Origin of the sequence: Lysinibacillus phoenicis, from assembly GCF_047238325.1 — a bacterium.
Lineage (GTDB): Bacteria > Bacillota > Bacilli > Bacillales_A > Planococcaceae > Lysinibacillus > Lysinibacillus irui.
Genome location: NZ_JBDFMP010000001.1, coordinates 183,791 through 198,293 on the forward strand (window position 1 = coordinate 183,791; position 14,503 = coordinate 198,293).

The following is a 14,503-nucleotide window of genomic DNA, read 5'->3' on the forward strand; positions in this document are numbered from 1 at the left end:
TTTTTTTGTTTTAGGTATTCGTAAAAGTGGTTTAATTTTTAATAAGGCATTGGTGAATAATCTGTATCCTCTGTTCTAGCATCACATTTAGTACAGAATTTTATCCAATGCGGAAAATCGTCATACATTGGTCGCCAGTAACCACCACAAGAACACTTTTCTCCTTTTTCTTCAAATACTTTAAACCTAGTTTGATGAAAGTGCTCAAATTCTAATTCGACAATAAATACAGGGTCATCAACAAGCGGTATTTTAACAACTCCACATTCATCTTCATAGTCTAAGTCTTCACAAAGGTTGTGATAAACTTCTAACGTTAAAGGTACTTTTAATCCAGCGAAAGGGTACAACACATCAATAGTACCTACAAATTCACCTATTTTTGCATTTGTAATATCTTCACGTACCTTTGTAAAAGTTAAGAATGTTATTAATAACTTTTCACCATCAATAGCAGTACTTTTCAAATTAATATTAAATTCTACTGATAAATTTTCTGTTTTCTCGATTTGAGTTATCATAATAATCCGCTCCATTTTCACCTTTATTTTTAGGCAATATTCCAAAAGGAAACAAAGTAGAAAATTTCCTTTTCTATTTTCTCTAAGCCTGCTTCTGCCTTCTTTACTAATGCATCTATTTTTTCGTATTCTCTTTGTACTTCGCCATCTGTCATAAACACGCTATCATGTTGGATAACACTATAGTCATGACTCCAATCTTCCAAGAGAACATTTTCATATAGATCGTATTGTGTTCTTAACTCATACATTTCTTCTAAGAAAAGTGGAATTTCTTTATCAATGCATAAAAAATCTTGCTCCAATTTCTTTTTAACATTCTCTAGTGATGGCGAACTTCCACCAAATATTTTCACAAGGAAATTATTTTCAAAATCGTTTAATATATTTAAAACATCTTTTCTAGTAAAATTATTATCGTAAAATACATTGTGATATTTTTTACTACTAAATAAAATCGTGCAAATCCATTTTTTCACTTCATTAAACATATCCAGTTCCCCTTTACAAATAAAAAAAGACGAATAGTAGTAAAAACCATTCGTCTTTCAATAATTTAATTTTTTTATTATAGATATTGGTTTTCGAACACTCTACATTCATCCAATAATCGGTTAAATCGAGTCGGCTCTTTATCCATATCAAGATTATCTAAAATAGATAATCGGTTCTTTTGGCTATCGAACTCTAATTGAGTTGGAATATAGTCACCTTGTACAGCTTTAAGAACTTTTAAAACTGCATCATTTTCGTTTGCTGTAAGGGTTTCTTGAGATTCCATTTTTTTGATAGCATCAAAAATCACTTCATAATTAACATCAACTTTCATTTGAAATACCCCTTCCCTATTTTTAACAAGTGTTCTATGTTCTACTGCATTGGATTAATAAATTCAACATTCGAGAAATTCACTAATCCACCTGCACTGATAATATCTTCGATAACCTTTTTAGTGTTAGCATAAGGTAATTTAACTAATTCTTTTTTGCCATCATCTATAAAAGATACAAAGCCTTTTCCTTCTACAAATAAACCATAGTGACTTTGGGTTTCACAAACAATACCTTGTCCATCTGTAAATTTTAAACCATTCAAACTAACTGATCTATATTGGGGATTTTCCTTATTCAAACTTAGCACTCTCCTTTTGCTGTATTAAAAAATTATCCAAATACTAATTTTCCAAACACAGCATATTGAATAATAGAGTCTGCCGTATCAGCATCCATATTTTCTAAATCTGAATCATGAGGACGTTTTTCACTATTTAATGAAACACCTGTTAAAAGTTTTTCCAGTGTTAATGTCACGTCTTCTTCTGTTTCTTCTTTGTCATATAACACGATTTCTTTTCCTTCTAATAAACAATGTGTAATCCATGTACTTGCAGGTACATTACTTGGTTTGTCAGCAAATGCTTCGTTACGCTTTACTCCACACCAATAATTTACTCCACCTTCAAAAGCAGTAACAACGATTGAATCTACATTGTCAGCAGTTAGTGAAATTACTTTTGTATAAGTACCTACAGCTTTTTTTCTATCAAATGAAAAATTATCGTCAAATTGGAATCCTTTGTTTTCAGTCATTTTAATATCTCCTTTTTCGTTTGTTTTAGTTTTTTTACTTTTTCTTCTACTTAACTATAGTGTTTTTTAAATGAAATTTAAATACCTTATTCATTTCCCTCCCTTTACAACAAAAGAAAAAACCGAAAATCCTTATCATTAGATTTGACCCAATTTAGAATCAAGAAATGATTTGATTTCGGTTTTAAAATTAGCTGTATTGTATTAATTAAAAATTCCTTTTAAATTCAATATCCATGTAAATGCACATTTATTATGAAATGCATAATTCATAGATGACTATTGTAAATACAAAATATGTAAATACGTAAAGTCAATTTATATCCATAAGGATATCTTAATTATGCCTTTCCATGTTTTACTAACTTTGTTAGCAGTGAAGATGGATACACATAATACTCAAACAAAAAACCAAAAGGTTAAAAGTGTAGTTCGAGTTTGTCAAAAGGTGAATTTTTAATAATATAATATTACCACAAAGTGAAATTTGTTTCAAATTGCATATTATCTTAAAAGAAAAAAACCAATGACTAATCATCGGCTTTTTTCAAATACTAATTTGTTTTTTTGTCTTTTATATAGCCTGCAACTTCAAGGGTATTGTACAGTACTTTTGCCATTTGCGCTCTTGTTAAGTTTGAATTTGGTTCAAACTTATTATTTTTTGTAGTACCTGTAAGAATACCTGCTGATTGTAATTGTCCTACAGCTTTCCATGCTTCATCACTAATTTCTGAATTATCGTGGAATGTAGGATTGTTAAATGGTACATCACTACCTAAATATTCAAGTAAGCGAGAGATCATTAACGCAGTTTGTTGATGAGTTAAAGTGTCGTTCGGGTCAAATTTATTTGCCCCTTTCCCTTGAATAATCCCGATATCTTTTAATGCTTGTACCTCACCTGCAAATAAATGACCTTGCATGTCAGAGAATGTATTCAATTTATCTGTGCGTAAGCCTAGCGCACGTGCGATTAATGCAGAAAATTGACCTCTTGTAATATCTTTATTTGGTGCAAACGTTGTTGGAGAAGTACCGTAGATAACATATCGGGATGCCAATTCATTAATTTCAGTTTGGCTATTTAGACCTTCCGTATCTTTAAAACTACGTTGCTTAGTTGTGAGCATGTACACATCATTTGAAACATTAGTTTCAAATATATATTTGCCTTGTTCATACTTATACAACACTGCTTTTAAACTCTTATCTGCAACTTCACGCACCAAGTAACCTTGTGGTAATTTCACTGAAATTTTGGCATGTTTTTTAAACGACTCTACTTCTTTTCCATCTGCAATGACTTGAAGTTGACGCTTATTACCTGCAACTGTTTTCCATAACACTTTTACTTTAGTAGCACCTTGATATTCATTTTCTAATTCAATTTTCAAATCATCTGTTTCAACCTTTAATTGTTGTGTTTTTGGTGATTTGAATGTTGCGGTTACTGTACCACCTTCATCAACTTGAATCACTAAACTAATGGCATCAATACGCTGTTGAAGTTTGAATTTTTCCTCACTACCTGACATTTCTGCAACTAAACTTTGAGCCTTAGTAATATCATTTTGTAATTTTGACGATTCGGCTTTTTCAACGGCTTGTGTTGCTTTCACTAATGCTTCTTTGTCCTGTTTTTCTTTATCAATGGATTTTTGCAGAGAATCTAACCGACCTTTTAATACATTTTTTTCTATACTGTTTGGCATTTTGAAAACTAATTCACGTGCTGTATTAATATCTGCTTGTAAACGAGTGGACTCAGCCTTAACTACAGATTGAGTAGCTTTTGCCAATCCTTGATCTCCTGTATTTTGCTTGTTCACATAGTTCTGCAAAGCTTCTAAGCGTGATTGGAGAATTACTTTTTCGGCACTGTATGATAAAGCTGTTACCTTACGTTGGGCGACATCTATATCTGATTGCGATAAACTTGATTCTGCCTTTTCAACAGCCTTAGTCGCTTGAACTAATGCTTCTTTATAAGAATCCTCTTTTTCATTTGTAGCTTGAATAGCATCAAGTCTTGATTTTAAATTAGCTTTTGAATCACTTGCAGGTAATTTATCCACTAGACTTTTTGCTTTATTAATATCAGATTCTAAACGTGTCTTTTCAGCATTTTCAACAGCTTGTGTTGCCTTTGTAAATGCTTCAATCTCAGCTTCTTTTTCATCTGAGATAGATTTTTTCAGTGCATCTAATCGAGCCAGTAATGCATCTTTTGCCGAAGTAGAATTTAACGCATCTACTAATTTTTGGGCAGTATCAATGTTTGCCTTTAAACGTGTTGATTCTGCTATCACTACACCTTGAGTAGCTTTCGCCAACGCTTCATTTTCTGTATTTTCCGCTTCAATCGAGTAACGCAGTGCATCTAATCGAGCTTGAAGTGTTGTTTTTTCAGTACTTTGCATTAATACAGTTACTAAATTTTGCGCTTTATCTAAGTCTTCCAGTTTGCGTGTTTCTTCTGCCTTTTCAACAGCAGTCGTTGCTGATGCTAATGCTTCAACATGTTCATTTTCTTCTTTAATGGATTGAAGTAATGTATCCAAACGTGATTGCAATGCTGTTTTTTCTTCACTTGATTTTAAAGCAGTTACTAAATTTTGAGCTGTTTCAATATCAATTTTCAAACGAGAAATTTCAGCATCTTCAACAGCTTTTGTTGCCTTTGTTAATGCATCCTCATTTTTTATTTCTTCATCAATTGATTTACTCAGTGCATCCAATCGAGAGTGTAGTGCATTTTTTTCTTCACTTGGCTTTAAAGCTTCTACAAGAACTTTAGCAGTATTAATGTCAGTTAGCAGACGTGTAATTTCTGCTTTTTCAACAGCATCCGTTGCTTTCGATAATGCTTGTTGGTCTGCAATATCTTGATTAATTATTTCTTGCACCACATTTAATCTTGTTTGAAGTGCATCTTTCTCAGCACTTACTTTTAGTTGATCTAACAATTTTTGGGCTAAATCAACATCTGATTGTAGGTGTGTTGTTTCTGCTTTTTGAACTGCTTTTGTACCTTTTAATAATGCTTCTTCATAGGCTTCCTTTTCTTCTGCAATAGATTGTCGTAAAGCTTCCAAGCGTATTTGTAATATCTCTTTTTCTTCACTAGGTTTTAAAGCAATCACTAAGCTTTGGGCTTTATCAATGTCAGCTTGTAGACGTGATATTTCGGCTTCTTCAACGGCTTGTGAAGCTTTTGCCTCCGCTTCTTTATTAACTTCTATTTCATCTTCAATAGATTGTTGTAGAGCATCCAAGCGTACTTGTAAGGCTTCTTTTTCCTCACTTGGTTTTAAAGCAGTCACTAAATTTTTCGCTTTATCAACGTCAGCCTGCAAACGTGATATTTCGGCTTCTTCAACAGCTTGTGTTGCTTGGGTTAGTGATTCTTTATCACCCATTTCAATAGCTTGTTTTAATGAATCCAAGCGTGTTTGTAAAGCTTCTTTTTCCTCACTTGGTTTTAAAGCAGTCACTAATTCTTGTGCTTTATCAATGTCAACTTGTAGACGTGTTGTTTCTGCTTCTTCAACAGCTTGCGTTGTTTGCGCTAGTGCTTCTTTATCAGCATTTTCATCTTCCATAGATTGAACCAACGTATCTAATCGTATTTGTAAGGCTTCCTTTTCCTCACTTGATTTCAAGGCAGTCACCAAGTCTTGTGCAGTATCAACGTCAGCTTGCAAACGTGTTGTTTCTGCTTCTTCAACAGCTTGTGTTGCTTTAGCCAATGCTTGTTTATCAGCATTTTCATTTTCAATAGATTGTACTAAAGTATCTATACGTTCCTGCAACTCCACTTTATGCTCACTTGGTTTTAAAGCAGTCACTAGCTCTTGTGCTTTATCAATATCATCCTTTAATTTAGACTTTTCGGCTTCTTCAACGGCTTGCATTGCATTCATGACTTCATATAGATAAATTCTTTCAATTAAATCATCTAGTCTCTCCTGTAATGCATCTTTTTCTTCACTAGGTTTCAATGCTGTGATTAGCTCTTGTGCAATATCAATATCGGACTGATACCTTGTTGAATTTGCTTTATCTACCGCTTTGGTTGCTTCTTTCAGTGCGTCAGCGTCAGTTTCAATTTCCTCAATGATGGAAAGCAATTCGTTTAGACGCTTTTCAAGCTCTGTTTTTTCCTCACTGCTAGGCAATGCATTAACTAATTCTTGAGCAGAATTGAAATCTTCACGTGTTTGAGATGATTCTGCACTTTCCACAGCACTTGTAGCTTCAACAATTGCTTTTGCTTTATTAATGGCATCTTGCACTATATTTAAACGATTTTGTAAATTCGTTTTTTCTTCACCTGTAGGTAGCTTTGTAACAAGCCCTTGAGCCGTATTTATATCTTCTTGCAGTTGGGTCTTTTCCGCATTTTCAACAGCTAACCTTGCATCTTTATAAATATCAACAGGGGGATTTTCTATTTCCCATTCGGCTCTTTCTTCATCTGTCATGGAGAACAGTAAAAATGGTTCGCTCTTTCCTTCATACATGCCCCAAATAGTTCCGAAATCAAAATCCTTATACGTTTGTTGTTGTAATTTTTGGGCTTCTGTAAACGTAGCGAATGTGATACCGCTTTTTTCACTTGTTACACCTTTTAGATCAATAGTTTTAAGATATTTAGTGTCATAATAGAGGTGATTGCTTGTAAATGCATTTCCAAACACTACATGTGCGTTTGGTGAAGCGGTTGGATTTTCAATAGATGGTGAAGCAATAGTAATACCTTCACGAATGCCTCCCCCATCTGTCCCAATCAATCCACCTAAATAGATATTGCTATTAGCATCTGTTGAACCTTTTATTATCGGCTTTGTGAAAACATTTTTTATAACCGAGTTGTTAGCAACACCAGTCACTTGACCAATTAGACCACCAACAGCTTCTGAACCAATTACCTTTCCATCTACCTTAATATTGCTAATTTTTGTATTCAATGCATCTACTAGCCCGATCAGACCACCAACATTATCTTCCATACCTTGCCCATTTAAAATAGCGTTAGCATCAATATTCATAATATTGGCTTCTTTGAAACTGCCACTAATTTTTCCGATTAAACCACCAATATAACCGTAACCATCAATATTTCCTTCTACATCAATATTTTTGATTACTGTTGTTCCGTTATCAGTACCTTCTAAAGAACCCACTAAAAGCCCTGTAGTTTGTGACCAAGTATTTGCTAAAGCTGAAACATGGGAGTTTTTCACTTTAATATTTTGAATTGTCGGATTTTTAGCTAAACCTACTAGCACACCCATCTTACTACGACTATTTGAGACAACAGCATCTTCAATCGTAAGATTTTTTATAGTTGCTCCGTCAATAACGTTAAACAGTCCTGTAGAAGTTCCTTCGGCATTGGAAGTCAAAGTATAATTTGAAATTGAGTGACCATTACCATCAAATACGCCTTTGAATGGATTGTTAAAGTTCCCAATCGGATTGAGCAAAGGCATTCTTGAAAAGTTAATATCAGCATCTAAAATGAAGTGACTTGTTGGGAAATCAATAATCTTCGCCAACTGAGCAGAATCAGTAATAATATAAGGGCTTTCTTTTGTCCCTTCTCCACCCGAAAAGACGGAGACTTCTTCCATTGCCTTTACATTCACAGCCATAGTAGGTGCAATTGCACTCATGGTAATAACCCCTGCCATTACACCTTTTACAACTTTACTAGCAGTGTTGCTTTTTCTTTTTTTACCTGTTTTTGTTTTCTTATTTTTCATTTTCTCATTCCTTTCATTATTTTTGATTCGTTACAAATAATTTCAATGGAATTAAAAATGGTTTTAAAATTTCATGGATTACAGTATGTAATATTGAAATTCATTTCCCCTAACCCCCGAAGTGTAGGAAAGCTGTTTTATAAACTAAATTTCATTCAAATTACCATCAAATTTTAAAACCTTTTTTCGCCAATATTTACTTGTCATCACGAAATCAATATTCACTTTACGTGAACACAAAAATAATATACAATAAAACCTTTCTTTTTGAAAGGTAGAAAATAGTAAAAAATCATTAATAGGATGAATAATTCCTATTAATAATCACATATATATAATTTTTATATATTTTCGATATAGAATGTTTTTTATTTTAAATTCTGTTTTAAAAAACTATTGAGGAAAACAAAAAGAGAAAGTCGATAGTGTCCGACTTTCTCTTTTCATTAACTATTTTTTATTAGCTTTTGAATCCTTCATATAGCCTGCAACATCAAGCGTATTGTATAGCACTTTAGCCATTTCTGCCCTTGTTAAGTTTGCGTTAGGTTCAAACTTGTTATTTTTTGTAGTACCTGTTAAGATACCTGCTGATTGCAATTGACCTACAGCTTTCCATGCTTCATCACTAATTTCTGAATTGTCATGGAATGTTGGATTATTAAGTGGTACATCACTACCTAAATACTCAAGTAAGCGAGAGATCATTAACGCAGTTTGTTGATGTGTTAATGTGTCATTCGGGTCAAATTTATCTGCCCCTTTACCTTGAATAATCCCGATATCTTTTAATGCTTGTACCTCACCTGCAAACCAATGACCCTGCATATCAGAGAATGTAGTCGCCTTATCAGTTCTCAAACCAAGTGAACGTGCAATTAGTGCAGAGAATTGCCCCCTAGTAATATCTTTATTAGGAGTATAAGTTGTTGGAGTAGTACCGTAGATTACGTAACGTGATGCCAGTTCATTAATTTCTGCTTGGCTATACACACCGTCTGTATCTTTAAAGTTACGTTGTTTAGTAGTGAACATGTACACGTCATTTGAAACATTTGTTTCAAATACATATCGTCCTTGTTCATACTTGTACAATACTGCTCTTAAACTTCCATCTGCAACCTCACGTACCAAGTAAGCTTGTGGCAATTTCACAGAAACTTTCGCAGGTTTCTTAAATGATTCAGCTTCTTTGCCATCTACAATGACTTGAAGTTGACGTTTATTACCTGCAACTGTTTTCCAAACCACTTTTACCATAGAAGCGTTTTGATATTCATTTTCCAGTTCAATTTTCAAATCATCTGTTTCAACTTTTAATTGTTGAGTTTTAGGTGATTTGAATGTTGCTGTTACTGTACCATTTTCATCAATATGAATTACTGGACTGATGGCATCAATACGTTGTTGTAGTTTGAATTTTTCCTCACTACCAGACAAATCAGCTACTAGATTTTGTGCAGTATTAACGTCCTTTTGCATTTTAGTTGATTCAGCAACTTCCACAGCCTTTGTAGCTTTTGCTAATGCTTCTTTATCTGCTTTTTCTTTATCAATAGATTTTTGCAAAGCATCTAAACGATCATATAAAGCATCTTTTTCTGTGCTATTTGGAAGTTTAAAGACTAATTCACGTGCTGTATCAATATCTGCTTGTTGGCGAGTAGATTCAGCTTTTACTACAGCTTGAGTAGCTTTTGCTAATGCTAGGCTTTCCGAATTTTGTTTGTTAACTAAATGTTGAAGTGCATCTAAACGAGCTTGTAACGCTTCTTTTTCCTTGCTAGATTTTAAAGCTGTTACTAAACGTTGTGCTGTATCAATATCTGTTTGGGATAAAGTAGCTTCCGCTTTTTCTACAGCTTTTGTCGCTTTTTTCAACGCTTCTTGGTTAGATTTTGCTTTATCAATTGCATCCTGCACCGCATCTAAGCGATCTTGCAATCGGTCTTTATCTTTACCATTTGGAAGTTTGTCTACTAAATCTTGAGCTGTATCCTTATCCTCTTGTTTTAAAGTATCTTCTGCTTTTTCTACTGCATCCTCAGCTTTTTCAAGAGCTTCTTTATCAGCTTTTTCTTGTTCAATTGATTTACGTAATGCATCTAAGCGATCTTGTAATGCATCTTTTTCCTTACTTGGCTTTAATGCAGTTACTAGCCCTTGTGCAGTATCAATATCAGTTTGTAGGCGTGTTGATTCTGCTTTAACAACTGCTTGGGTAGCTTTTGCTAATGCTTCATTATCAGTACCTTCCGCTTCGATTGATTTACGTAGAGCATCTAATCGAGCCTGCAATGCATCTTTGGCTTTGCTTGCCTTTAAAGCTGTAACTAAGCCTTGTGCATAATCAACATCCGTCATTAAACGTGTCGATTCCGCCTTTTCAACAGCTTTTGTTGCTTTTGTCAAAGCTTCATCATTTTGTTGTTCTTCTTCTACAGATTTACGCAACGCATCTAACCGTTCTTGTAATGCCTTTTTCTCAGTACTTGGTTTTAATGCCGTTACTAAGCCTTGTGCGTAGTCAATATCAGAAATTAAGCGTGTCGATTCGGCTTTTTCAACTGCACGTGTTGCTTTAGCTAATGCTTCATTGTATTCCTTTTCTTCTTGAATAGATTGACGTAATGCATCTAAGCGAGCTTGCAATGCATCTTTAGCTGTACTTGGTTTTAATGCTGTTACTAATTTTTGAGCATAGTCAATATCAGCATCTAAGCGTGTTGATTCCGCTTTGATAACAGCACGTGTTGCTTCTGCTAAAGCTTCATTGTTTGTATTTTCTTCCTCAATGGAATTACGTAAAGCATCTAATCGAGCCTGCAATGCATTTTTTGCTGTGCTTGGCTTTAATGCTGTAACTAAGCCTTGTGCGTAGTCAATATCAGAGATCAAACGTGATGATTCCGCTTTTTCAACAGCTTTTGTTGCTTTTGCCAATGCTTCATCATTTTCTTTTTCTTCTTCGACTGATTTACGTAATGCATCTAATCGAGCTTGCAGAGCATCTTTAGCTGTACTTGGTTTTAATGCTGTAACTAAGCCTTGTGCGTAGTCAATATCAGAAGTTAAGCGTGTCGATTCGGCTTTTTCAACTGCTTTCGTTGCTTTGGCTAAAGCTTCATCATTTTCTTGTTCAATAGATTTACGTAATGCATCCAATCGAGCTTGTAGGGCATCTTTAGCTGTACTTGGTTTTAATGCTGTAACTAAGCCTTGTGCATAATTAATGTCAGCATCTAAACGTGTTGCTTCTGCCTTTTCAACAGCTTTTGTCGCCTTTGCTAAAGCTTCATCGTTTTCTTGCTCAATAGATTTACGTAATGCATCTAAACGAGCTTGCAATGCATTTTTCTCAGCACTTGGTCGTAATGCCGTTACTAAGCCTTGTGCATAATTAATATCAGAATCCAAGCGTGTAGCTTCCGCTTTTTCAACAGCTTTTGTCGCTTTTGCTAAAGCTTCATCATTTTCTTCCTTAATTGATTGACGTAAAGCATCTAAACGAGCTTGCAGAGCATCTTTGGCTGTACTTGGTTTTAATGCTGTAACTAAGCCTTGTGCGTATTCAATATCTTCATCTAAGCGTGTCGATTCGGCTTTTTCAACAGCTTTTGTTGCTTTTGCCAATGCTTCATTGTTTTCTTTTTCTTCATCAATTGATTGACGTAAAGCATCCAAGCGAGCTTGTAATGCATTTTTCTCAGCACTTGGTTTTAATGCTGTTACAAGACCTTGTGCATAATCAATATCAGAGTCTAAGCGTGTTGTTTCCGCTTTTTCAACAGCTTTCGTTGCTTTTGATAATGCATCATTATCTTCTCCAACTGATTTACGCAATGCATCCAAACGAGCTTGTAATGCATTTTTTGCTGTGCTTGGTTTTAATGCTGTTACTAAGTCTTGTGCATAATCAATATCCGAAATTAATCGAGTTGCTTCGGCTTTCTCAACAGCTTTTGTTGCTTTTGCCAATGCTTCATCGTTTTCTTTTTCTTCTTCAATTGATTTACGGAGAGCATCTAAACGATCTTGCAACGCAGTTTTAGCGGTGCTTGGTTTTAATGCCGTTACCAAGCCTTGTGCATAGTCAATATCATTTTGAGAACGTGTCGCTTCCGCTTTTTCAACAGCACGTGTGGCATTTGCTAAAGCTTGTTCATCGGCTTCGATTCCTTCAATAATTGAAAGTAATGCATTTAATCGGTTTTGCAGTGCCGTTTTTTCTGAGCTACTTGGCAATGCAGTAACTAACGTTTGAGCCGTGTTAAAATCAGTTCTAGTCCGTGTAGCTTCTGCCTTTTCAACCGCTTTAGTAGCTTGTTCTAATGCTTTTGCTTTATTGATTGCATCTTGAACAGCATTTAAACGATTTTGCAATTCTGTTTTTTCTGTGCCAGTAGGTAATGGATTGATTAGAGATTGAGCAGTATCGACATCACTTTGCAGATGTGTTCTTTCTGCTTTTTCAACTGCTTGTCTCGCTTCTGCATAAATATCTACAGGTGGGTTTTCCTTCTCCCATTCTTCTCTTTCTGCGTCAGTCATAGCAAATAGCAAGAATGGTTCACTTCGCCCCTCATAGATACCCCATGTATCTTTGAAATCAAATCCTGCTTGGGCATATGTTGCTTTTTGTAGACTTTGTGCTTGTGAGTAAGTAGAGAACGTTGCACCACTTTCATTATCCCTTCTTACTCCACCTTTTAATGTCATAGTTTCCATATATTTAGGATTGATATAAGAAAGATTACTCGATATTTTGCTACCTACAATTACACTTGCATATTTAGTATCTTTTGCGATTTCTAATACTGGTGAATTAACAAAGATACCTCTACGAGCACCATTACCATCATCACCTACAGCACCACCTAAATACAGTGTTGAAGTAGCACCTTCCAAACCTTTGAGTGATGCTTTGATTATTGCATTATTCATTTCAACTTTGGCATTAGTATGACCAATAAGCCCACCAATTTTAGCTGTACTTGTAAGTTCTCCTCTAACTTTTACATTATTAAAGGTGAATGAACTTGTAGAAGGAGAGTTCGAAGCAGTGGCAACGCCAATCACTCCACCAACTTTTGCAGGGTAGGAAGTTGACCCTGTACCATTTGCAATTACATCAACATCAATACCATCTATGATATTTACATGACTTGACGCAACATAATGGTGTCCGATAACACCACCGATTCTACTTTTCCCTGTAACAGTTCCTTGTACTTTAATATTTTTGATTTCAGAAGGTAACTTATTATTACCTTGAAACTTACCTACTAACAGACCAACAGCAGTATCAACAGAAGAAGTAGGATTAACAGTGGCAGATGAATTTGAAATCTCAATATCTATAAAGCTAGTATTATAAGAATTACCAACTAAAATACCAACTTCACCTTTTGTATTAGTAACATTTGCACTCTCAATTTTTAAATCTTTAAAAGTTGCACCTTCTGTATAATTAAATAAACCTGTAGCTTCTGCCGTTGCATTATCAATATTAAAGTTCTTTAAAGTATGTCCATTTCCATCTAAAACACCTTTGAACGGCAAAGAATCTGTACCGATTTGTGTTACAGGCATGTATCCGAAATCAATGTCATTTCCAAGTTTAAAATAACCCGTTACATAATTACCTAACTCTACCAATTGAGAAGCGGAGGTAATGATATATGGGTCATTTACTGTACCTAATCCACCAGAAAACGCAGCATTAGCAGTTTCAATATTTAGAACCATTGTAGGAGCAATTGAGCTTAATGCTATAGCACCTGCGATCATACTCTTATTTACTTTACCTAACATTTTCGACTTTCTAGCAGATTGCCTTGAAGCATCTTTTTTATTATTCTTCATTCTCCCATTCCTTTCATAATATATAATTTTTATTGAATTGAGAGAATGAGATAAACGAGTCGATTCACATTTTTCGTTTAAAATTTCATGGATTACATGACATTAACAAATAAATTCAAATATACCATCAAATTTCAAATCGTTTTTTCTACGCTTTTCTCATTCTACTCACAATTCACTTTCACCCAAAACGGAATTCACTTTATGTGAACAAACATAAATGATATATACACTTTACGTGAATACAAAATCAATATACAATAAAAAATTCCTTTTTGAAAGCACTATATAGTAAAAAATCATTAAAATGATGATAAAATCTCCTTAAAAGTCAAATACATATAACTTTAATATCTTATCTATATAGAAGACTTTTTTTTAAAAAAGACAAACAAAAAACCATCTACTGCGCTTGTAGATGGTTAGTACATTATTCTTTAATGGCTTCCATAACACTATACTTAAAGGAAGCATTATTAATATTGGGTATAAAATATAAATACTAACTGTGATTAAACAATAGCCTTATTGCTCTGTACACTAGCAATAGACATAAAGATCAATACACAACTTTTTCTCACAAAATTAAAATATACAATTAAAAAGAATTCAAAAAACCATATATTTGTTTTAAAAGCTTATTCCATAGGACTTATAAAGACCAATTTTATACTGCACAAATTTCTTTATCCAATCATCATACTGAATAAAGATTTTTCTTCTGTTTTTTCACGGTGTACGCATTTGCAAATACGCA

General features: G+C 34.2%; 7 protein-coding genes. All 7 read right to left on the bottom strand.

All coding sequences use genetic code 11. The features are described from left to right. Positions 1–38 precede the first annotated feature (38 nt). Positions 39–521, bottom strand: a complete 483-nt coding sequence (locus ABC382_RS01120) for a hypothetical protein (RefSeq protein WP_412926511.1) — start codon at positions 519–521, stop codon at positions 39–41. A gap of 29 nt (positions 522–550) precedes the next feature. Then, complete coding sequence (locus ABC382_RS01125; protein ID WP_412926512.1) at positions 551–1,012, bottom strand: hypothetical protein; 462 nt, start codon at positions 1,010–1,012, stop codon at positions 551–553. Between the two features lie 77 nt (positions 1,013–1,089). Next, complete coding sequence (locus ABC382_RS01130; RefSeq protein WP_412926513.1) at positions 1,090–1,350, bottom strand: hypothetical protein; 261 nt, start codon at positions 1,348–1,350, stop codon at positions 1,090–1,092. A gap of 41 nt (positions 1,351–1,391) precedes the next feature. Then, a complete protein-coding gene (locus ABC382_RS01135; protein ID WP_412926514.1) occupies positions 1,392–1,652 on the bottom strand; it encodes a hypothetical protein in 261 nt (86 codons plus the stop codon). 32 nt (positions 1,653–1,684) lie between these two features. Beyond that, entirely contained in the window at positions 1,685–2,110 is a 426-nt protein-coding gene (locus tag ABC382_RS01140; protein WP_412926515.1) for a hypothetical protein, read from the bottom strand. 554 nt (positions 2,111–2,664) lie between these two features. Continuing rightward, the gene (locus tag ABC382_RS01145) at positions 2,665–7,881 is read right to left on the bottom strand and encodes an S-layer homology domain-containing protein (protein ID WP_412926516.1); all 5,217 of its coding nucleotides are present in this window, start codon (positions 7,879–7,881) and stop codon (positions 2,665–2,667) included. A 450-nt stretch (positions 7,882–8,331) separates the two neighbouring features. Then, on the bottom strand, positions 8,332–13,746 hold the full coding sequence (locus tag ABC382_RS01150; RefSeq protein WP_412926284.1) for an S-layer homology domain-containing protein: 5,415 nt from the start codon (positions 13,744–13,746) through the stop codon (positions 8,332–8,334). Positions 13,747–14,503: the final 757 nt, after the last annotated feature.

Coding starts and splice junctions, on each gene's coding strand:
- ABC382_RS01120 (WP_412926511.1), bottom strand. CDS start 521: ATGATAACTCAAATCGAGAAAACAGAAAATTTATCAGTAGAATTTAAT.
- ABC382_RS01125 (WP_412926512.1), bottom strand. CDS start 1,012: ATGTTTAATGAAGTGAAAAAATGGATTTGCACGATTTTATTTAGTAGT.
- ABC382_RS01130 (WP_412926513.1), bottom strand. CDS start 1,350: ATGAAAGTTGATGTTAATTATGAAGTGATTTTTGATGCTATCAAAAAA.
- ABC382_RS01140 (WP_412926515.1), bottom strand. CDS start 2,110: ATGACTGAAAACAAAGGATTCCAATTTGACGATAATTTTTCATTTGAT.
- ABC382_RS01145 (WP_412926516.1), bottom strand. CDS start 7,881: ATGAAAAATAAGAAAACAAAAACAGGTAAAAAAAGAAAAAGCAACACT.
- ABC382_RS01150 (WP_412926284.1), bottom strand. CDS start 13,746: ATGAAGAATAATAAAAAAGATGCTTCAAGGCAATCTGCTAGAAAGTCG.